19 protein-coding genes are annotated in these 19556 nt (G+C 69.0%); 11 read left to right on the forward strand and 8 right to left on the reverse strand.

Annotated features, from left to right (window positions below; all coding sequences use genetic code 11):
* Positions 1-25: 25 nt before the first annotated feature.
* The 3 genes from OG194_RS31735 (at position 26) to OG194_RS31745 (ending at position 2238) form a co-directional block, all read left to right on the forward strand.
* Positions 26-280, forward strand: coding sequence for a hypothetical protein (locus OG194_RS31735; RefSeq protein WP_327404199.1), 255 nt, complete (start codon positions 26-28; stop codon positions 278-280).
* Positions 281-506: 226 nt separating this feature from the next.
* Entirely contained in the window at positions 507-1427 is a 921-nt protein-coding gene (locus tag OG194_RS31740) for a radical SAM protein (protein WP_327404200.1), read from the forward strand.
* Positions 1428-1434: 7 nt separating this feature from the next.
* Positions 1435-2238, forward strand: a complete 804-nt coding sequence (locus OG194_RS31745) for a phosphotransferase (protein ID WP_327404201.1) — start codon at positions 1435-1437, stop codon at positions 2236-2238.
* A gap of 64 nt (positions 2239-2302) precedes the next feature.
* On the opposite strand, the gene OG194_RS31750 is transcribed toward OG194_RS31745, so the two are convergent.
* From OG194_RS31750 to OG194_RS31770, 5 genes are all read right to left on the reverse strand, one after another.
* Positions 2303-3238: a dihydrodipicolinate synthase family protein gene (locus OG194_RS31750; RefSeq protein ID WP_327404202.1), complete on the reverse strand. Its 936-nt coding sequence runs from the start codon at positions 3236-3238 to the stop codon at positions 2303-2305.
* Positions 3235-4257 (reverse strand): ABC transporter ATP-binding protein, encoded by a 1023-nt coding sequence (locus OG194_RS31755; RefSeq protein WP_327404203.1) that lies wholly within the window; start codon positions 4255-4257, stop codon positions 3235-3237. The genes OG194_RS31750 and OG194_RS31755 overlap by 4 nt, the downstream gene beginning before the upstream one ends.
* 241 nt (positions 4258-4498) lie before the next feature.
* Positions 4499-6505, reverse strand: coding sequence for a dipeptide/oligopeptide/nickel ABC transporter permease/ATP-binding protein (locus OG194_RS31760; protein ID WP_327404204.1), 2007 nt, complete (start codon positions 6503-6505; stop codon positions 4499-4501).
* A complete protein-coding gene (locus OG194_RS31765) occupies positions 6505-7464 on the reverse strand; it encodes an ABC transporter permease (protein ID WP_327404205.1) in 960 nt (319 codons plus the stop codon). The genes OG194_RS31760 and OG194_RS31765 overlap by 1 nt, the downstream gene beginning before the upstream one ends.
* A gap of 18 nt (positions 7465-7482) precedes the next feature.
* Complete coding sequence (locus OG194_RS31770; protein WP_327404206.1) at positions 7483-9117, reverse strand: ABC transporter substrate-binding protein; 1635 nt, start codon at positions 9115-9117, stop codon at positions 7483-7485.
* Positions 9118-9349: 232 nt separating this feature from the next.
* Here OG194_RS31770 and OG194_RS31775 point away from each other — a divergent pair, with 232 nt between their 5' ends.
* Both OG194_RS31775 and OG194_RS31780 read left to right on the forward strand, forming a co-directional pair.
* Complete coding sequence (locus OG194_RS31775; protein ID WP_327404207.1) at positions 9350-10054, forward strand: FadR/GntR family transcriptional regulator; 705 nt, start codon at positions 9350-9352, stop codon at positions 10052-10054.
* A 43-nt stretch (positions 10055-10097) separates the two neighbouring features.
* A complete protein-coding gene (locus tag OG194_RS31780) occupies positions 10098-10559 on the forward strand; it encodes a phosphatase domain-containing protein (RefSeq protein ID WP_327404208.1) in 462 nt (153 codons plus the stop codon).
* Here the strand turns inward: OG194_RS31780 and OG194_RS31785 are convergent.
* Positions 10533-11105: a class I SAM-dependent methyltransferase gene (locus OG194_RS31785; protein ID WP_327404209.1), complete on the reverse strand. Its 573-nt coding sequence runs from the start codon at positions 11103-11105 to the stop codon at positions 10533-10535. The two genes, OG194_RS31780 and OG194_RS31785, sit on opposite strands and share 27 nt — an antisense overlap.
* A 55-nt stretch (positions 11106-11160) precedes the next feature.
* Here OG194_RS31785 and OG194_RS31790 point away from each other — a divergent pair, with 55 nt between their 5' ends.
* Positions 11161-11967 carry an AraC family transcriptional regulator gene (locus OG194_RS31790; RefSeq protein WP_327404210.1) on the forward strand — a complete coding sequence of 269 codons (807 nt, stop codon included), beginning with the start codon at positions 11161-11163 and terminating at the stop codon, positions 11965-11967.
* Here the strand turns inward: OG194_RS31790 and bla are convergent.
* Positions 11960-12880, reverse strand: coding sequence for a class A beta-lactamase (bla, locus tag OG194_RS31795; RefSeq protein WP_442811814.1), 921 nt, complete (start codon positions 12878-12880; stop codon positions 11960-11962). The genes OG194_RS31790 and bla overlap by 8 nt on opposite strands.
* A gap of 150 nt (positions 12881-13030) precedes the next feature.
* Between bla and OG194_RS31800 the strand changes: the two genes are divergently transcribed.
* The gene (locus OG194_RS31800) at positions 13031-14209 is read left to right on the forward strand and encodes an abortive phage infection protein (RefSeq protein WP_327404211.1); all 1179 of its coding nucleotides are present in this window, start codon (positions 13031-13033) and stop codon (positions 14207-14209) included.
* On the opposite strand, the gene OG194_RS31805 is transcribed toward OG194_RS31800, so the two are convergent.
* Positions 14161-14688: a GNAT family N-acetyltransferase gene (locus OG194_RS31805; protein ID WP_327404212.1), complete on the reverse strand. Its 528-nt coding sequence runs from the start codon at positions 14686-14688 to the stop codon at positions 14161-14163. The two genes, OG194_RS31800 and OG194_RS31805, sit on opposite strands and share 49 nt — an antisense overlap.
* Positions 14689-14963: 275 nt before the next feature.
* Here OG194_RS31805 and OG194_RS31810 point away from each other — a divergent pair, with 275 nt between their 5' ends.
* From OG194_RS31810 to OG194_RS31825, 4 genes are all read left to right on the forward strand, one after another.
* The gene (locus tag OG194_RS31810) at positions 14964-15728 is read left to right on the forward strand and encodes an SCO2525 family SAM-dependent methyltransferase (protein WP_327404213.1); all 765 of its coding nucleotides are present in this window, start codon (positions 14964-14966) and stop codon (positions 15726-15728) included.
* 84 nt (positions 15729-15812) lie between these two features.
* On the forward strand, positions 15813-17654 hold the full coding sequence (locus OG194_RS31815; RefSeq protein WP_327404214.1) for an SCO2524 family protein: 1842 nt from the start codon (positions 15813-15815) through the stop codon (positions 17652-17654).
* A gap of 3 nt (positions 17655-17657) precedes the next feature.
* A complete protein-coding gene (locus OG194_RS31820; protein ID WP_327404215.1) occupies positions 17658-18575 on the forward strand; it encodes an SCO2523 family variant P-loop protein in 918 nt (305 codons plus the stop codon).
* Positions 18572-19555, forward strand: coding sequence for an SCO2522 family protein (locus OG194_RS31825; RefSeq protein ID WP_327404216.1), 984 nt, complete (start codon positions 18572-18574; stop codon positions 19553-19555). The genes OG194_RS31820 and OG194_RS31825 overlap by 4 nt, the downstream gene beginning before the upstream one ends.
* The last annotated feature ends 1 nt before the right edge of the window (position 19556 follow it).

A 19556-nucleotide genomic window follows, 5' to 3' on the forward strand; every position in this document is an offset into this window, starting at 1 on the left:
GTTTGTGGGAGGTTCCAACGTCCTGATGAGCAGCAGGATCCTCGTGTGTATGGCGAGCAACCAGCAGACCAGACCAGGCATCGGCGAACTGGCGAAAGACACTTCCCGCGGACGAATCGGCATCGTCATGGGTGAGGTCGGCACCCGGGTGCAGATAAGGCCCGTCGGCGGCGGGGTCGAGTGGGACGCCCTGCCGGACAACGTGGTGGCGCCGACCGCGCGCGAGGAACTGAGCGTCCGCCTGGCCATCAAGAACGCCAACAGCAGGGACGGCCTGTGATGCCCCGTCCCCGTTCGGCGCCGGCCTCCCGCAACGACTCCTGAATTCGTTGTCCGTCCATCGCCTCCCGTGACGGACGGACGAGGCCCAAGTCCTGTCCCAACCGGGGCCAGCAGCCTGTCAGTTGAACTTCCGATCTTGGCAGGCCAGACCGCGCACGCTTCGCCTGGAACGAGGCGCAATACGCAACACCTCGAATCAGAAACGACAAACGAGAGGGAAGCGCATGACTGTCGTTGCAGAGGCGCCGATCACCCAGGGCACGGGCACCCCCGGCCTGGTGTGGCTGGACCTCACCCGGAAGTGTCAGCTCGCCTGCGGCCACTGCCACAACGAGTCCGGCCCGGACGGAACGCACGGCTCGATGACCACCGCCGACTGGACGCGCGTGCTCGACGAAGCCGCGGCGGCCGGCGTCCCCCGCGTGCAGTTCACCGGGGGTGAGGTCACCATGCACCCCGACGCGCCTACCCTGATCGCGCACGCACTGAAGCTCGGCCTGGCTGTCGAGGTGTACAGCAACATGGTCCACCTGAAAGAGAGTTGGTGGGGCTTACTCCGGCGGGAGCACGTCAGTCTGGCCACTTCGTACTACGGCCGGGAGGGAGCGCACAACGCGGTGACCGAGCGCAACAGTCACGCCCGCACCCGGGCGAACATCGTGAAGGCGGTGACGCACAACATCCCGATCCGTGTGTCTGTGATCGTCTCCGCCCCGTCTGACACCGGAGAGGAGGCGAAGCGGGAGCTGGCGGCCCTGGGCGTGCGTAACGTTCGTGTCGATCACGTCCGGCCCTTCGGGCGCGCGGCGAACGGGCAAGAGCCGTGCACGGACGGACTCTGCGGGCGATGCGGGGACGGGCGCGCGTCCGTCGGTCCGAACGGCTTGGTGTCGCCGTGCGTGTTCTCCACCTGGCTGAACGTGGGAAACGTCCAGGATGCGCCCCTGGGCGCTATCCTCAGCGGCCCCGAGATCGCACAGGCCAACGCGACCATCCGAGCGGGGCGCAACTTCGGCGGCTCTCGCAGCTGTGCCCCCGACAGCCCCTGCGGCCCGGACAATGACGACGCCCGATCCTGTACTCCCGACACCGACGACGAGTGCTCTCCGGGGACACCCGGAAGTGAGTGCACCCCGAGGAACTGAACGGACCATGGACACCGATCTCCCCGAATCCGCGATCCTCCCCCTGATCGAGGAGCACACGGGCCCCGTGGCTGGGATCCACCGGACCGAGCGCGGCTTCAGCTCGGACCTGACGGCCTTGGCCGACTGTGCCAGGGGTCCCTTCTTCGTCAAGGCCATGCGCAACCGGTCGGGTGGCCGGCGGGAGTCCCTCATCAGGGAAAGGCGGATCAACGCCTACCTCGGGCACATCTCCCCGCACCTGCTGTGGGACGTGGAAGTCGAAGACTGGTTGGTCCTGGGCTTCGAAGTAGTCGACGGCCGGTCGTCCGACTTCGCGCCGGACTCGACTGACCTGGCCCTGGTGATTGATGCGATCGGCGAGATCGGTCGGTTGTCCCTCCCCCGGATCGCCCAGGACTGGACCGAGACGCGGTGGGACCGGTTCGCCTCGGACAGCTCTGAGGCCGAGTTGTTCCGGGGCGACTCGCTTCTCCACACGGACATCAATCCAAGCAACTTCATCATGGTGAACCGGCGAGTGTGGGCCGTGGACTGGGCATGGCCGACCCGAGGCGCGGGGTTCATCGATCCTGCCCTCCTGGTCCTCCAGCTTGTTGCGGCCGGGCACACCCCGGGCAGTGCCGAGAAGTGGGCGGAGCGGTTGCCCGCATGGCGTGAGGCGGCCCCGCAGGCGGTCGATGCTTTCGCCGCCGCCAACCTGCGGATGTACCGGGCCGCTGCCGGCCGGAAGCCCGACGTGGACTGGTTGAAGGCCATGGCCGACGCATGCCAGACGTGGGTCGAACACAGAGGGGTCGCCACGGAGTAGCGCAGAAAACCGATCGGGCTCGGACTGTGCTGCGGCGACTGCTTGGGAACGGAGCCCCCGGCGGTCACAACAACCCCGCCCCCGCCAAGAACTTCCCCACCCGCTCCACCTCACCCGCCGACAACGACACCTGAGGCTCCGCAGTCGCCGCGCACTCGATCACGCCCCGCAGATGCAGCGCCGCCTTGAACGCCCCCAGCGCCGACGAACTGCCTCCCATCCGCGCCGGATCACCGACACCCACCAGCCCGAACAACGCGCACAGCCGTTCCTGCTCGGCCCGCGCGCGCGACCAGTCGCCGGCCCGGCACAGCGCGTCGAGACGGACGTACCCGTGCGGATCGACGTTGGCGAGACCGGGCACCGCCCCGTCCGCGCCCAGCGCCAACGCGGAGTCGACGAACAGTTCGGAACCGGTGAGGACACTGAACCCGGTGATGTCCGGATGGACACGCGCGCCGGTCACCACCGTACGAAAGCCCCCAAGATCTCCGCTGGAGTCCTTGAGCCCGGCCAGAACCCCCTCGGCGGCGAGTTCGAGGACGAGGTCGGACGGCAACTTCGTATGGACGGAGGCGGGAAGGTCGTAGGCGACCACAGGGACCGACGACGCGGCGGCGATGAGGCGGTAGTGGCGGGCGATCTCGGCGGGATGGGTGCGCGTGTAGAAGGGCGCGGTCACTACGACCGCGTCCGCACCCGCGTCCGTCACGGCGGCCACATGGTCCAGAACCCGAGGCGTGGTCATGTCGATCGCCCCTGCCAGCACCGGGAGTTGGCCGCCGACATGAGCCACCACCGACTCGACGACATACCTCCGCTGCCGGTCCGTCAGATACGCCGCCTCCGACGTCGACCCGAGCAGAAACAGCCCGTGCACCCCCGCCTCGACCAGATGATCGACAAGCCTGAGAAGCGAACGGACGTCCACCTCGCGGTCCGGTGTCAGGGGCGTGCAGACGGGCGGTACGACACCGGTGAGCGGGGCGGGGAAGGTCATGAAGGCTCCAGGGGGCGGCTTTGGCGAACGAGGTCTCGGGTCGACAGGTCCTCCTCCACAGGATGGTGGCAGCGGTAGCGATGTTCCGGCGTCGACGCGGGCGAAAAGTCCGGCATGGCGGATGCGCACACCTCGTCCGCCTTCCAGCAGCGGGTGCGGAACGGGCAGCCGCTCGGCGGTCGCGTCGCCGACGGAACCGGTCCGATCAGCGGGATCGGGTCGATGGGGTGGAGCAGCCCGGGTGTCGCCGAGAACAGGGCGCGGGTGTACGGGTGCCGCGCCCGGTCGGTCACCTGGTCGGCCGGGGTCTCCTCGACGATCCGGCCCAGGTACATGGTGATCACACGGTCGCTCATCCGCCGTACCGTCTGGATGTCGTGGGACACGAACACCAGGGCCAGGCCCAGCCGTTCCTTCAGGTCGAGGAGGAGGTTGAGGATCTGGGCCCGGACCGATACGTCCAGCGCGCTGGTCGGTTCGTCGGCCACCACCAGGTCGGGGTCCAGCGCCAACGCCCTTGCGATCGCGACTCGTTGGCGCTGGCCGCCCGAGAGCTGCCCGGGGAGGCCGTCCGCGAGCGCGCGCGGGAGGCCGACCAGTGACATCAACTCCCTTACCCGGTCATCCCGTTCGGCCCTCGTCCCGCGTCGATGCACGTCCAGCGGGTCCCGCAGTATCTGCCGAATCGTCAGACGTCGGTTCAGCGCGGTCGACGGGTCCTGGAAGATCATGCCGATGCCCGTGCCGACGGCCGCCCGGCGTTCGCCCTCCGGCATCGACCACAGGTCCCGGCCCCGGAAGGACACCGTGCCGGACGTCGGCCGCTGTACGCCCACCAACACTTTGGCCAGCGTGGACTTTCCGCAGCCCGACTCGCCGACCACGCCGACCGTCTCGCCGGCCGCGATGGTGAGATCGGCGCCGGTCAGGGCATAGACCCGATCGCGGCTGAACAGCCCACCGCTGCGCGCCTTGTGCACGACATGGGCATCCGCCAACTCGACCAGTGCACCGCTCACTTGACCACCCTCCGCTCGACACCCGCACTCTTCACCCCGCCCCACCCCAACCCCCTAAGGGGCGCGGGGAACTGCGCGACCAGCCCCAACCCACCCGCACCCCGCACACAACCCAAACCACCCACCCCCAACCCACCCGCACCCCGCACACAACCCAAACCACCCACCCCCAACCCACCCGCACCCCGCACACAACCCAAACCACCCACCCCCATCCCGCCCCACAACCCACCCGCACCGCTCACGTGACCGCCCCCCTCTCCGTCGAAACCAGGTCGACCGCGGGATGGTGGCACGCCGCCGCGTGCGTACGCGGGCCCACCAGCCCCGGCGCCGTCATACGGCACAGGTCGCTCGCCAGCGGGCAGCGGTCCGCGAAGCGGCAGCCGGCCGGGAAGTCGGCGGGGGAGGGGACGACGCCCTTGATCTGGGTCATCCGCTCGGCCGCCGACTCCAGGGACAGCACGCTGCCCAGCAGGCCGCGCGTGTAGTGGTGGGCCGGTGACTCCACCAGGTCGGCGGTCACGCCCGTCTCGACGATCTGGCCGCCGTACATCACCACCACCCGGTCGGTGACGTCGGCGATCAGCGCGAGGTCGTGCGAGACGAGGATCAGCGCGAAGCCCAACTCCTCGCGCAGGCGCAGCAGTAGCTCTATGACCTGCGCCTGCACGGTGACATCCAGGGCGGTCGTCGGTTCGTCGGCGACGATCAGTTTCGGGTCGCGGGACAACGCCATGGCGATCAGGACGCGTTGGCGCTGCCCGCCGGAGAGTTCGTGCGGGTAGCTGCGCAGGGTGCGGTCCGGGTCGAGGCCGACCATCGTCAGCAACTCGCCCGCCCCACGGTGCCCTCCACGCCGTATCACCTGCTTGAGCTGGGCGCGGATCGTCATCGCCGGGTTCAGGGACGACAGCGCGTCCTGGTACACCATCGCCATCTCGTGGCCCAGCAGTTTGCGGCGGGCTCTCATCGGCTCGCCCACCAACTGCCGCTGGTTGAAACGGACATGGCCCCGAACCCGCGCGCCCTTCGGCTCCAGGCCCATCACCGCGAGCGCCGTCAGCGACTTGCCGCAGCCCGACTCGCCCACCAGGCCCAGGACTTCACCCGCCCGCACCTCGAAACTGATGCCGTCGACGATGTCCACGCCGTGGTGCCGGCCCTCGAAGCCGATCGCCAAGTTCTCGACCGCCAGGACCGGTTGGCCGTCCGGGTCGGGCAACGGCCGTGCGCGGGACCGGAGTCGTAGCGCCGCCTCCGTCAGGCCGGGGAGCGGGAGCACCTCGCCGCAGCCGGGCTCGGGCGCGTCCAGCGGGTCCTCGTCGTGTCGTACGTCGACCTCGCGCGGGGCCGGGGCCGCCCACGCGTCGGAGACTCCCTCGGACAGTATGTTCAGCGAGAGGACCGTGACCAGCATCAGCAGGCCGGGGAAGACCGTCGCCCACCAACCCCCGGTCAGCACCATGTTCTTGCCGTCCGCGATGACACTGCCCCAGGACGGGTCCGGGGGCCTTACGCCCGCCCCGATGAAGGACAGCGACGCCTCGAAGACGATCGCCTCGGCGACCTGCACCGTGCAGAACACCAGGATCGGAGCAGCGCAGTTGACGGCCACGTGCCGGATCACGATGTGCGGGGTGCGGGCGCCGATCACCCGCTCGGCGGTCACGTAGTCCTCGCCGTACTGGTCAAGTACGTTGGCCCGTACGACCCTTGCCACCGGCGGGGTGAACAGGAACGCGATCGCGCAGATCAGCACGGTGATCCCGCCGCCGAACACCGCTACCAGTACGGCCGCCAGCGCGATGCCGGGGAACGCCATCACCACGTCCAGGCAGCGCATCAGCGTCTCGTCGACGCCCTTGCGGGAGGTCGCGGCGACCGCGCCGATCAGCGCGCCGACGACGAGGGCCAGCGCGGTCGCCCCGAGCCCGATCGCGAGGGACCAACGGGCGCCGTACATCAGCCTGCTGAGGATGTCCCGACCCAGGCTGTCCTGGCCCATCCAGTGGTCGGCGGACGGGTGCCCGGTGCCGTCGACGGGCAGTTGCTGGTCCAGCGGGTCGTGCGGGGCGATGAGCGGCGCGAGCAACGCCACCAGCACCACGACCGCCAGGAAGCACACCGCGACCTTCGACAGCAGCGGCAGCCGGTGCCGGCCGCGCAGCCGGATGCCGGGTCGGGACAGGGTCTCGGCGAGGCCCTTGCGGGAGAACCGGGGGAACTGGGGGAACTGAGCGAACATCAGGAGGCATCCCTCAGGCGCGGGTTGACCAGCAGATAGAGGATGTCGATGACGAGGTTCACGACGACGAACCCGGTCGCCGTCGTGAGCACCACGCCCTGGACGACGGCCGGGTCGCCGTTCTGCACGGCGTCGATCATCAACTTGCCCATCCCGGGGAGGGAGAAGATGGTCTCGATGACGACCGCACCGCCGAGCAGGTATCCAACGCGCAGGCCCAGCACGGTCAGTGGGTTCATGAGGGCGTTGCGGAGCACGTTCCGGCCGACCACGACCCGTGGTGGCAGACCGCTGCCGATCGCCGTCCGGACGTAGTCCTTGTCCAGCTCCTCGACCACCGACGTCCGTACGATGCGTGTGAGTTGGGCCGCCACCGGGAGTGAGAGCGCCAGCGCCGGGAGGGCCATCGTCTTGAGCCAACCGGTGAGGGAGTCCGCCGGGTTGATGTAGCCGCCGGTCGGGAACCAGCCCTGGTCGACGGCCAGGTACTGGATCATCAGCAGCGCCAGCCAGAAGCCGGGCGCGGCGACCCCGGTCAGCGACACGACCCGGATGATCTGGTCGGGCAGCCGGTCACGGTAGATGGCCGCCGTCACCCCGCCGAGCAGCGACAGCACCACCGCGATCACCAGTCCCAGGAAAGTGAGTTGGAGGGTGAGCGGCAGCGCGGTGGTGACCTGCTCGACGACCGGTGCCCGGGTCAGCGCGCTGGTGCCCAGGTCGCCGTGGAGGAGGGCGCCCACGAAATGGACGTAGCGGAGGGGCAGGGGATCGAGCAGGCCGTTCCGCTCGCGGAAGTCGTGCAGTTGTTGCGGGGTCGGGTTGGCGCCCTGGAAGAACGCGGACGCCGGGTCGACGTCCGAGAAGCGCATCACCACGAACACGAACAGCACGATGCCGAGCATCAGCGGCACGAGCAGGACGATACGGCGGGCCAGAATCCTGACGACGGTGACCATGGGCCAACTCCTGTACGGCTAGACCCACTTGGCCTGGAGGACGTTGATGCCGGGGTAGGGCTGTGCCCTTATCCCTGTCAGCTTCTGCGGGTCCCAGGCGGTCATCAGCTCGTTGTGGACGACCGGGTAGAGCACGGCCTGTTCGGCGACGGTGTCGATGTAGTCCTGGATCATCGTCTTCTTCTTCGCCGCGTCCGGTTCCCGCGTCGCCTGGTCCATGTCCTTGAAGAGCTGTTTGGCGACGGAGTTTCCGGCCCAACGGGCGTAGCCCATCCAGAGGTTCTGGGGGCCGTAGTTGTAGTGCATGATCAGGTCCGCGTCGATGCCGAACTGGTTGGGGTTGGAGGCTGCGGCGACGACCTGGTAGTCCTGCTTCTGGTCCATCTTGGTGAAGACGGCCGTGGTCTCCTGCGGGGAGAGGGTCGTCCTGACGCCGATCGCGTCCCAGGACGCCTTGATGGTCGGCAGGCAGTCGACGATCCAACTCACGTTCACCGCAAGGATGTTGATCTTCAGCCCGCTGACCCCGGCGGCCTTCAGCAGTGCCTTCGCCTTGTCGGGGTCGTAGTCGTAGACCGTCTTCGCGCGCCGGTAGGCGGGGTTGCCCGTGTCGAGGAACGACGAGGACGGCTTTCCGTGCCCCCGCAGGGCGACTTGGACCATCTTGCCGGTGTCGATCGCGTAGTGCAGCGCCTGGCGCACCCGTACGTCGTCGAAGGGCTTGTGCCGCGTGTTGAACATCAGGAACAGGTTGTTCATCCCGGCGCCGCCCGCGACCGTCATCCCGCCGCCGCGCAGCCGCTGGATGTTGGCGTAGGGGATGTTGTCGGCGATCTGCGCGCCCGCGCTCGACCCGGAGATCTTGGCGACGCGCGGTGCCGCGTCCACGATCGTCAGCCAGTTCATGGTCTTGAAGGCGGGCGGGCGCGGGCCGTTGTAGCCGGTGAACGCGGCGAAGGTCGTGTTCGACTTGGGGTGGTGCGCGGTCTGCCGGTACGGCCCCGAGCCGACCGCCTTGCCCTGGATCGCGTCGTCCCAGGCACCGGGCTTCGAGAAGATGTGCTTCGGCATGATCTTCGCGAGAGTGAGGCGTGAAATCCCGTCAGGGAAAGGGAACTTGAGGACCAGCTCGACGTTCCGCGCGTCGATCTTCCGGACCTCCTTCAGCCAACTGGCGAAGAAGCCCTGCGCGAGCGTCGTCGTCTTCGGGTCGAGGATGCGGTCGAAGACGAAGACGACGTCGTCGGCGGTGACCGGCTGCCCGTCGTGGAACGTGGCGCCCGCCCGCAGCGTGAACTTCCACGAGGTGCCGCCGGTGTCCTTCGGCACGGCGGTCGCCAGCGCCGGGTAGGGCGCGCGGGTGATCGGGTCGGTGTCGATCAGCCCCTCGTAGATGTGGTTGTTGCCGGCCATGGCGAACGCCGACGCCGTCTGCGTCGGATCCCAGCTGCCGTCGTTGCCGTAGCCGATCACCGCGGTCAGCGTCCGGTTCTTTCCGGTGCCCCCGCCGCCGGTGTCGTTCGTCGACTGCGGCCCCGACGAACAGGCCGTCAGGGACGAGGAGATCGCGGCGGCCGCGCCCAGCGCGCCGGAGTACTTCAGGAACGCCCGGCGGTGCAGCGCGGGCACGTTCTGGGTCACGTCTTCGCGCATGGTTACTCCAGGAGGTACGACGTCCTACGTCCTGCGGTCAGCGCGACCATAAGAGCGGCCGTGGGGGCGGTCAAGGCATCGCACACGAATGGCGTAGCCGTCAGAGGTCGGACCAATGGCAGTTTGAAGAGGCGTGCGAAAACGCCCGTGAATGGCGCAAGTTGACGCCCTCTCCGATCCGGCCGAGGTCAGACATGGGACGTGGGACTTCTGATGCGGCTACGATGCGCGCATGTCCGGGGAGCCGAGGAACAGTCGGATACAGCGCGAGGTCGTCCAGCTGATCCTCGACCGCAGACTCCCGCCCGGTGCGCCGCTGCCCACCGAGGCCGAGCTGATGGAAGCCCTCGGCATCAGCAGGAACTCCGTCCGCGAGGCCCTCAAGGCGCTCCAGGCCCTGGACATCGTCGAGATCAGACACGGCTACGGCACCTACGTCGGCCGCGCCTCGCTGACCCCGCTCGTCGACGGCCTCACCTTCCGCACCCTCGCCCGCCACGAGGACGACGCGGACGCGCTGGCCGAGATCCTCCAGGTGCGCGAGGTGCTGGAGGAAGGCCTGATTCATCGGGTCGCCGCCACCGTCACCGAACCAGAACTGGACAGACTGGAAGCGGTGGTGAACCGGATGGAGGAGGCGGGCCGCGCCGGCCGCCCCTTCCCCGAACTCGACCGCGAATTCCACGAGTTGCTCTACGCCTCACTCGGCAACGAACTCGTCCCCCAACTCCTCGGCGCCTTCTGGACGGTGTTCCGCCGCGTCGCCGGCGCCCGCGGCTGGACCGACGACCCGGCCCCCGGACTCACCGTCCGCCGCCACCGCGACATCGTCACCGCACTGCGCGCCCGCGATGTCGAGGGCGCGCAGCACGCGATGGCGGACCACTTCCACGGCATCGAGGCGCGCGCGGCCCAGGAGTCACGGGGAGTGGGCTGACCTTTGGGGGCGGCGAGCGTCCCGTCATCTCTACGCTGGCCGCATGACCGAGCCCTGGAACCCGACCGCCACCGGCGTCCTACGGCTGCCCTCCGGCCGCCTGGTCCGGGGCCGCGGCCTGCGCCGACCGCTTCCGGCCGACAGCTCGGTCCCGACGTACGGCGTGTATCTGCTCGGGAGGCGACCGCCCGAAGTCCCTTGGCCGGCACGGTGGTTGCGCTGGCCGGACTTCCGGCTGCCCGCCGACCGCGTCGAGGCGCGCGCCGTCCTGACGGAGGCCTGGCAGCGGTCGCTCACCGAGCGCGTCGAGCTCGCCTGCGGCGGCGGCCGGGGACGCACCGGCACGGCACTCGCCTGCCTCGCGGTCCTCGACGGGGTGCCGCCGGGGGAGGCGGTCGGCTACGTCCGCGCCCACTACGACCGGCACGCGGTGGAGACGCCGTGGCAGCGGCGGTACGTAGCGGGGTTCGGGCCGGTGTCAGGCGCGGCGGGCCCGGAAGCGTAGGCCGCCGCTCTCCGGGTGCAGGTCGACCGTCGCGTCCGTGAAACCGGCCCGCTCCAGCCGGGCCGGGAGCGTCGCCGGATCGAGGGTGTTCATCGTGTCCCGGAGGTGCAACACCCGGAAACGGAAGCTGGGTTGGCTGTCGCTGCCCGCGAATGTGCCGCCGGGCCGCAGCACGCGGAACGCCTCGGCGAAGATGCGGTCCTGGTGATCGGTCGTGGGCACGTGGTGCAGCATCGTGAAGCAGACGACGGAGTCGAACGACGCGTCGGGCAACGGTAGTTCGGCACCGTCCGCGTGGAGCACGGTGGCCCGGTTGCCCCACTGGGACTGGAGCAGCCGTGCGGTCTCGGTGTCGATCTCGGCGGCGGTGAGGTGCTCGACCTGCTCGACGAGGACACGGAGGTTGGCGCCGTAGCCGGGGCCGATCTCCAGTACGTCCGCGCCGAGTTCGACGTGTTCGAGGGCCCAGGGGAGGATGCGGTCCTTCGTCGTCTGCGCCCATCCCTCGGAGCTGCACAGCTTGCGGTGGGCTCGGTTCATCGGCATACGTCGACGCTAGGCGGGGCGGGTGGTTGTCCGCCACGGGCTAGGCTGCCGTGTCATGTCGCAGAACGGACAGCGCGGGCGGCACGGGGGTGGCGGGGGCCGCGTGTTCGACACGGCGATCTTCGTTGGCCAGTTCGCCATGCCGCGCGGGACGGCCTTCGGTACACACTGGCATCCAGTCCATCAACTCGCCTGTTCCGAGCGCGGGTTGCTGCGCATCCGGAGTGAACACGGGACGTGGCTGCTGCCGCCGTCGCTGGCCCTGTGGATTCCGGCGGACGTTCCGCACGCGACGGAGTCCGAGGGTGATGCCGTCATGCGGAGTGCGTACGTCGACCCGGTGAGCTGCCCGCACATCGACTGGCGGGACCCTACGGTCGTCGCGGTCACCCCGCTTCTCCGGGCGCTCGTCGAACACTTGGACCACACGGACCTGACACCGGACGCCCGCGCGCGTGCCGAACTGGTGCTCCTCGACGAGCTGCGTCCGGTACCGGTGACCAGCGTGTCCGTGCCCCAACTGCGCGATCCCCGGGCGCGGTCGGTGGCCGAGGTGCTCCGGGCCCACCCGGCGGACGGGCGGACCCTGGCGGAGCATGGCGGTCAAGTCGGCGCAAGCGCCCGGACGTTGGCCCGTCTCTTCGTCGCGGAGACGGGCCTCGGGTTCGGCCAGTGGCGGGAACGGCTGCGGATGCAGGCCGCGTTGCCGTTCCTCGCCGAGGGCCTGCCGGTGGAAGCCGTGGCACGGCGGGTGGGGTACGCCTCGGCGAGTTCCTTCACGGCGGCGTTCCACCGGGTGGTCGGGGTGACGCCGAGGCAGTACTTCCCGCGCCAGCGGTGGTATTGGCTCCGTACTAGCTGACCGCTTCCGCCACCAACTTGGCTGTTTCCGCGACCAGTTGGTTGTCGTACGGGGCGTCGGGCAGCGTCGGCTTGGTCGTCAGGACCGCGAGGACGACCGGGTCACCGGATTCCGTCCAGGCGATGCCGACGTCGTTGGCGGTGCCGTAGGCGCCGCTGCCCGTCTTGTCGGCGATCGTCCAGGTCGCGGGGAGTCCGGCGCGGAAGCGGGCGGCGCTCGTCGTGTTGTTGAGCAGCCAGGCGGTGAGCCGGTCGCGGTCGGGGCGGCGCAGGGCGTCGCCGAGGACGAGTTTGCCGTACAGGCCGGCGATCGCGCGCGGGCTGGTGGTGTCGGTGATCCGGTCCGGCTCGGCCGAGTTCAGCTCGGTCTCCCAGCGGTCGAGCCGGGTGACCCGATCGCCCAGGGAACGGGCGAAGCGGGTGACGGCGGTGGGGCCGCCGAGTTCGCGCAGGATCAGGTTGCCGGCGCCATTGTCGCTGTAGCGGATCGCCACGTCGGCGAGTTGCTCGACCGTCATGCCGTCGGCCAGATGCGCCCGGGTCTGGTTGGAACCGTCGACCAGATCGGCCTCCGTGTAGTGCACGACCTTGTAGAGAACCTCGCCGTGCCGGTCCAGGTCCCGCAGGACGGCCGCGGCGGCGAGTGTCTTGAACGCCGAGCACATCGGGAAGAGTTCGTCGGCACGGTGCACGACGGTCTTCTTCGTACCGAGGTGATGCGCGAACACGCCCACACGGGCGCTGTGTTGCTCCTCAAGGGCGCGCAGGCCCGTCGTGACGTCGGTGCCGGTGCCGTCTGTCGCCTGGGCCGAGGAGGCACCGGCGAGAAGAGTCGCGGCGGTGGCGGCACTTGCGGTGAGCAGGGTGCGGCGGGTGGTCGTAGGGGTCGTAGGGGACTGTTCGGAGCCTGAGATCGTGCTCTCCTTTGTTCGGTATCCGTCGACGATCGGTCGATCTCCGTCAACGATCTCTCCATTGACCGACGCAGTGCGTCATTCCTTGGTTGCGCCGCCTTAGACCATCGGCGGACACCGCGACGGGCCCGCGCTCGGCACAGTGGGCGCATGGCGAACTCACAGGGGATCACTCGGGGCCAGTTCCTGACGGGGGCGCTGGCCCTCGGAGCGGCGGGCGCGCTGCTGCCGTCAGGGCAGGCGACGGCGCGACCGCGGACGCGACCGCACCCGACACATGGCCGCCGCCCCGGCCTGCGCCACCACGGCGTCGTCTACACGGTCGGCGAGGGCGAGACCCCCGCCACCGCCTGGAACCCGCGCCGGATGCGCGCCGACCTCCGCGCGATCCGCGACGAGCTGCACGCCGACACGGTCGACGTCACCGGCGACGGTGTCGACCGCCTCAACGCGACGGCCGCCGAGGCCGCCGAACTGGGCCTGCACATCTGGCTCCAGCCCACCCTCGCCGACGTCCCGGAGCGGGACATCCTCGAACACCTCGCGGAGACGGGCCGGTTCGCGGAACGCCTCCGGCGTCAGGGCGCGAGCGTCGACCTCAGTGTGGGCTGCGAGTTCTGGCTGTTCGTACCCGGGATCGTGCCCGGCGCGACGGTCCTGGACCGCGTCCAGAACATCTTGAACGGCACGTTCGATCCGGCCAAGATGCAGCGCAGGCTGAACGCCTTCACCAAGAAGGCGGCGGCGACGGGCCGTTCGGTCTTCCACGGCAACCTCAGCTACGCCGCCGCCCAGGACGACGAGGTCGACTGGGACCTCTTCGACATCGTGGGCATCGACTACTACTCCTACTTCCGCCAACCAGACGAGTATGTACGGGAGTTGAGCGCCTATCAGCGCTGGGGCAAGCCCGTCACCATCACCGAGTTCGGCACCTGCGCGTACAAGGGCGCCGAGAAGACCGCCGGCATGGGCTGGAACGTCGTCGACTACGACAAGGACCCGGAGGAGATCAAGGGCCACCTGATCCGCAGCGAGCACACCCAAGCGGCGTACGTGGTCGACCTGTTGGAGGTCTTCGAGTCGATGAACCTCTACGGCGCGATGGCCTTCGAGTTCGTCACCCCGGACGCGCCGCACCGCGCCCACGACCCCCGCCACGACCTCGACATGGCGAGTTACTCCATCACCAGGACCGTCAAGGACCGCCCGTACGACCCGAGTTCACCCTGGCACTGGGAACCGAAGGAGGCGTTCCGCGCGCTGGCCCGGCACTACGGTCACAGGGCGAGTGTCATGAGGAGGCGGTGCTCGCCCGGCCCGAAGTAGTCCTTGAGCACTCCCCGCTCGGACGAGAACCCCAGCGAGCGGTACAGCATGATCGCGGCGGCGTTCGTCGGTTCCACGGTCAGGCGGACCTGGTGGACGCTCTCCGTGCGCAGCCGGCGCAGGGCCTCGACCATCAGGCGCCGGCCCAGCCCCTGGCCCTGCTGGTGGGGCGTGACGGCAAGGCTCATGATCCAACTCACGTAGCCGTCCGAGGTGTTGACGAAGAGGATGTAGCCGAGGATGCCTTCGCCGTCGTCAAGGACGAGGATGCGGTCGCCGAGGATGTCGCAGAACTGCCGGAGCACGAAGGCGGGGTACGGCTCCTCGGGGAAGGCCTCCCTGTCCACGCGCAGGAGCTCGGGCAGATCGGCCTCGGTGATGCCCCTCAGGGTCAGTGGCCGGTCGTCGCGGTCGGCGAAGAACGCCTGTTCAGTGCGGTGACCGCGAGAAGGGAAACGTTCCTCCGGAAAAACCGTCATACTGCCTCCTGCTGGAAGAGGGCCAAGTGCGTGTTGCCACTCGTACGGGTGGTACGGGTGAGACGCGAACGATCTTCCTTTTTGGTTTGTTCGACAGGGTTCCGAACATCTTGAGTGGGGCAATCCGGCAGTTCAAGGCCGAATCAGGTCGCATGAGCGAATTCGCGACGATGCGCCCCCTGTGCGCCCCGGCGGCAGCTGTGAGTTGGCGTAGATTGCCCTACGAAATTGACGTCGAGGTGTACGTCGCGCCCGGGATGATGTAATTTGGGCTGGTGAAAAACGCGGAAGTCGCCTGGAGCGCGTTCGATTCGATCGCATATGTGGATCACAACTACCGTGACCTGCAAGCGGAGGACGCCGAGATCCTGCCCATTCTCCGGGATCATTTCGCGGGCCATTTCCGGAATCCGGGCGTCGGCCCGGTGTACGGCATCGACGTGGGCGCCGGCGCCAATCTCTATCCCGCGCTGTCCATGCTGCCGTGGTGCGACGAGATCACCCTCTACGAGCGCTCGCCCGCGAACGTGGCCTACCTGGCGAGCCAGGTCGACTCGTACGCGAAGAACTGGGACCAGTTCTGGGACGCCCTGCGCGGGAACGAGGAGTACGACGCCCTCGACGCCGACCCCCGCGAGAGATTCCGCAGGGTCGTCAAGGTCCAGCAGGGCGATATCTTCGATCTTGAGCGGTTCGCCGGTCGGTGGTCCGTGGGGACGATGTTCTTCGTCGCCGAGTCGATGACCTCCTCCTATCAGGAGTTCACCCTGGGTGTGGAGCGTTTCATGCGCTCCCTGGCCCCCGGGGCCCCTTTTGCCGCCGCTTTTATGGAACACTCCAAGGGTTATCACACGGGTGAGCAGTTTTTCCCCGCGTGCGACGTGGGGGAGAACGAGGTGTGGGAGAGTCTTGAAGCATTCGCGGACGGGCTCAAGGTGCACCGCCTGGAAACCGAGGCCACGGTGCGGGACGGATATTCCGGAATGATCCTCTCCTATGGCTGGCGCGGAAATTCGGACGCACAGGTTCCGATGCGCTGACAGGGCGGTCCACCGGTGAGTCTTCACAACAGAAGAGGGATATTCCTCGGCTGAGGGCAGTGCGGTCTGTGTGAGGGGCATGGAATGGAGATCAAGCCGCGGCAGCACCTGCTGGACATCTGGCAGGCGATCGCCCGCCACTCCTTCGACGGAGGGGAGTGGGCGTGGGGAAAATGGGGCGGTGAGAGCAGCGTCGCCGACGCGGAGCGGCTGCTCTGCCTGCTGTATCCGGCGACCGAGCTGCCCTCGTTCCGGCTGGACGACCCCGACACCACGCTGACCGACGTACAGCAGACGCTGAAGCGGGCCGGCGGTCGGCTGGAGATCCCGGCCAACCTCGTCACGGCCGCGGTCGAGTTCATGCGCACCCACACCGACGACAAGCGGCCCACGTTCGCGGGCGGTTACTACTTCCAGTCCCGGGACAAGGAGCAGGACCTCACCGAGGAGCAGCGCCAACTCGGCGTCACCGACTCGTTCTCGATGTCGATCACCCTCTGTCTCGCCCTGCTCGGCTTCCTCAAGGTCTACGAGTCCAAGACCCGCCGCGGCGACATGCAGGAGACGATCAAAGAGCTGAAGGCCGCGACCAGCAACCGGCTCACCGCCGCCATGGTGAGTCTGCTGCGGTCGTTCACGGTCAACGTCTACGACACCGACTCCTCCCAGGGCCAGACGCTCTGCGAGCTCCTGGGCCAGGGGCAGTTGTCGACGCGGCAGGTGCTGGAGCAGTTCCAGCGGCGGTTCCGGCCGCTGCGTGCCGCTATCATCGAGAGCTTCATCCTCGGCCTCGATGTCCAGGAGGCACTCAAGGACGAGAGCCAGCTCTTCGAGTGCGGCTGGGCCTGGAGTCTGGTGCGGGACGCGCCCGAGGTGGAGACCGAGGAGACCATCGGGGCGCAGCCCGTCGGCGTCGCCAACCCGGTGCCGTACCTCTACTTCACGGTGGTCGCGCTCGACGGCATCCAGGACCTGTTCTCCGACCGCACCCTGACCCTGGGCCTGCTCAACGCCGAACAGCAGAAGCTCGCCGAGGCGTTACGACTGCGCTGGGAGATCACGCAGCAGTACTGGTCGCGCATCGCCCGCTTCGACGGCGACCGCTGGCCCCTGGAGGACATCCCCTGGCGTACGACGGGACAGCGGCTGGAGTCCGAGTACTTCTCGCTCTCGGTCGCCGCGATCCTCGTGCACGACCTGATGCGCCGCCGGGCCACCGACGACGACCTGACCCGCACCGTCCGCGTCATGGAGCGCCTCGCCGAACGCGGCCGTATCACCAGCCGGATGACGCGCGACGACCCGATGATCCAGCTGCACAACCCCGGCGTCACCCTGCCCCTCCAGGGCGGCGGCACCATCGGCCCGCCGATGGACTGGACGATGAGCGACTTCTCCGCCCAACTCCTCAAACGCACCGTCCAGTTGTGCACGCTCTCCCGCAACCTCTCCGCGCACGACCGGCTGCTCAGGCTGGCCGAGGACATCTTCGGCCATGTGTGGCGGCGCCGGATGGGCGACGGCGAGGGCGCCGGTCTGTGGGACAACGTGCACGCCATCTACCCGGAGACCGCCCTCACCGAGGGGCCGGTGTCCTGGAGCATCACCGAGCGGGTCACCGAGGTGATGGTCCAGGTCCACAACATGTACGCGCAGCCCCCGATCCGCAGCCTCGAACTCACCGAGCTGGCACGGGCGTTGCTCAGCGAGTCCACGCACCTCCTGGGCAACGAGCAGATGGCGCCGGCGCCCAACGCCGACGGAAAACGCGGCATGCAACTCAGGGGAATCGAGGTCAAGTTGCGCCGCGCCCGCACGCTCGTCGACGAACAGCCGGGCACCGCCTACTCGTTGACCCTCGACGTACTGGGCCAGCTCGACGCACTCGCCCGGGCCCGCGAAGCCGCCGCGGTCCAGGGAGTGTGACCCGTGCTGATCTTCGCGGCCTCCGACAAGGGAGGCACGGGCCGCTCCGTCACCAGCGCCAACCTCGCCTACCAGCGCGCCCTGACGGGGGACGACGTCTGCTACCTGGACTTCGACTTCGGCTCGCCCACCGCCTCGGCCGTCTTCGACGTGCCCGAGGCCCGCCAGGCGGCCGAGGACCGCGGACTGCACTCGTACCTGATAGGCGAGATCAGCGAGCCCGTCCGTATCGACGTCTGGGCGGACACCGAACACCGCGTCCTGCGCAACCAGCCGCCCGGAGCAGGCCGGTTGATCCTCATGCCGGGTGACCTCAGCGGCGGCGAGTTCGCCACCTCCGGCGACAACCTGCGCCGCTGCGTGGACCTTCTCCTGCGCCTCAACGGCGAGTTCGACCTGATCATCGTCGACCTCAGCGCCGGCCGCAGCTACGCCGTCGACATGGTCCTCGCGGCCACCTCGCAGCGCGCGATGAGCGGTGTCCTGGCCCGCTGGCTGGTCTTCCACCGCTGGACCCGGCAGCACGTGGAGGCCGCGGCCAGCCTCGTCTACGGCAAGCGCGGCATCATCGCCGGCGGCGTCGCCCGCGGCCACGACGAGGACGCGCTGCGCGGCGCGATCCGCTTCGTACGGGCCGCCGTACCCGATCCCGACTCGGCGCTGTGGTCGCAGGCCACGCCCACCCAGTCGGCGTGGATGGAGCAGTGCGACACCGAGTTGAAGCATCTCGCCTCGCACCACGGCATCGGCTACAGCCAGGTGCTGGGCTCGGTGCCGCTGGAGCCCGTGCTCCAGTGGCGGGAGCAACTCATCACCGACGAGGACGTGTTGGACAGCCAGATCGCCACCATGGAGACCTGGCAGGCGCTGAGCGACCTCGCCGCGCGGCTGACCGACGACAAGTACTGGGAGGAGGCATGACGGAGGCCGTCTTCCGGGAGACCGCCGCGGACCCGCGCACCCAGTCCGTGCCGCTGGCCCATCTCTCGCTGGAGCTGGGCCACCTCTACATGGAGGATTTCGAGGCGGGCCCCGAGCGGCTGCGCGAGCACTTCGCCGAGGTACGGATCTGGGTGGACGCGGCCCGCGCCTCCGCCGCCCGCCGCACCGGCGGCAAACGCCCCCGCATCAGCACCTGCTTCCTGATCGACGACTACTTCAGCCGCTTCTCCACCCCGGCCGAACTCGTCCCGCTGGTCCTCGAAGAGGCCGAGAAGGCCGGCCTCGTCATCGACTACCTCGCCCGCGAGTCGGGGTGCGCGGTCGCCGACCGGATCGAACTGGCCGAGTCCGTCATGCACCGCCTCGTCGAGTCGCCGCCGCCCGGCAGCCACGGTTCCCGCCCCCCGGTCAGCCAGACGGGCTGGCTCGCGAACGGCGAGCGTACTGCCCCAACTCGCAGCGCGCTTGCGGAGATTGTCACCTGGCAGCCGCCGCACGAGACCGCGGCCCGCAACCACTCGGTCTTCATGGACGTCGAGCTGTGGTCCGAGACGGACAAGGGCCGCCTGTGGTCCTGCCCGTTCCTGGCCGCCGTATGGCAGTTGGCCCGCCTGGGTCTGCTACGGCACCTCGGCGAACCGGTGCTGGTGCCGAAGCCGTGGACCGGCGGGGACTTCCCGCGCGACTGGGACCGGCTGCCGCCGCTGCTCCAACTCAGCGACACCCGGGTCCCGTTCAGCGCATACCGCACCTGCACACTGATGGCGAACCGCTTCGTCGCCGTAGAGGACGCCGTGCGGCTCATCCTCGACCAGGTGGACGTGGACTCCGTCGCGCTCGAACAGGTCGCCAAGAGGTCCGCGGGCGAGGGCGTCGCGGTACCGGAGGCGGTGGCCCAGCGCGCCACCTACGTCTTCTACGAGGAGCCCGCCAACTCCGCACTCCCCGACGGGACTTGAC

Source organism: Streptomyces sp. NBC_01288 (assembly GCF_035982055.1).
Classification (GTDB): domain Bacteria; phylum Actinomycetota; class Actinomycetes; order Streptomycetales; family Streptomycetaceae; genus Streptomyces.

Bases quoted from the DNA above. Each gene is read 5' to 3' on its own strand.
- OG194_RS31790 (WP_327404210.1), top strand. From the start codon at position 11,161: ATGTCGCAGAACGGACAGCGCGGGCGGCACGGGGGTGGCGGGGGCCGC.
- OG194_RS31770 (WP_327404206.1), bottom strand. From the start codon at position 9,117: ATGCGCGAAGACGTGACCCAGAACGTGCCCGCGCTGCACCGCCGGGCG.
- OG194_RS31780 (WP_327404208.1), top strand. From the start codon at position 10,098: ATGACCGAGCCCTGGAACCCGACCGCCACCGGCGTCCTACGGCTGCCC.
- OG194_RS31825 (WP_327404216.1), top strand. From the start codon at position 18,572: ATGACGGAGGCCGTCTTCCGGGAGACCGCCGCGGACCCGCGCACCCAG.
- OG194_RS31765 (WP_327404205.1), bottom strand. From the start codon at position 7,464: ATGGTCACCGTCGTCAGGATTCTGGCCCGCCGTATCGTCCTGCTCGTG.
- OG194_RS31805 (WP_327404212.1), bottom strand. From the start codon at position 14,688: ATGACGGTTTTTCCGGAGGAACGTTTCCCTTCTCGCGGTCACCGCACT.
- OG194_RS31750 (WP_327404202.1), bottom strand. From the start codon at position 3,238: ATGACCTTCCCCGCCCCGCTCACCGGTGTCGTACCGCCCGTCTGCACG.
- OG194_RS31775 (WP_327404207.1), top strand. From the start codon at position 9,350: ATGTCCGGGGAGCCGAGGAACAGTCGGATACAGCGCGAGGTCGTCCAG.
- OG194_RS31815 (WP_327404214.1), top strand. From the start codon at position 15,813: ATGGAGATCAAGCCGCGGCAGCACCTGCTGGACATCTGGCAGGCGATC.
- OG194_RS31735 (WP_327404199.1), top strand. From the start codon at position 26: ATGAGCAGCAGGATCCTCGTGTGTATGGCGAGCAACCAGCAGACCAGA.
- OG194_RS31800 (WP_327404211.1), top strand. From the start codon at position 13,031: ATGGCGAACTCACAGGGGATCACTCGGGGCCAGTTCCTGACGGGGGCG.
- OG194_RS31745 (WP_327404201.1), top strand. From the start codon at position 1,435: ATGGACACCGATCTCCCCGAATCCGCGATCCTCCCCCTGATCGAGGAG.
- OG194_RS31740 (WP_327404200.1), top strand. From the start codon at position 507: ATGACTGTCGTTGCAGAGGCGCCGATCACCCAGGGCACGGGCACCCCC.
- OG194_RS31760 (WP_327404204.1), bottom strand. From the start codon at position 6,505: ATGTTCGCTCAGTTCCCCCAGTTCCCCCGGTTCTCCCGCAAGGGCCTC.
- OG194_RS31785 (WP_327404209.1), bottom strand. From the start codon at position 11,105: ATGCCGATGAACCGAGCCCACCGCAAGCTGTGCAGCTCCGAGGGATGG.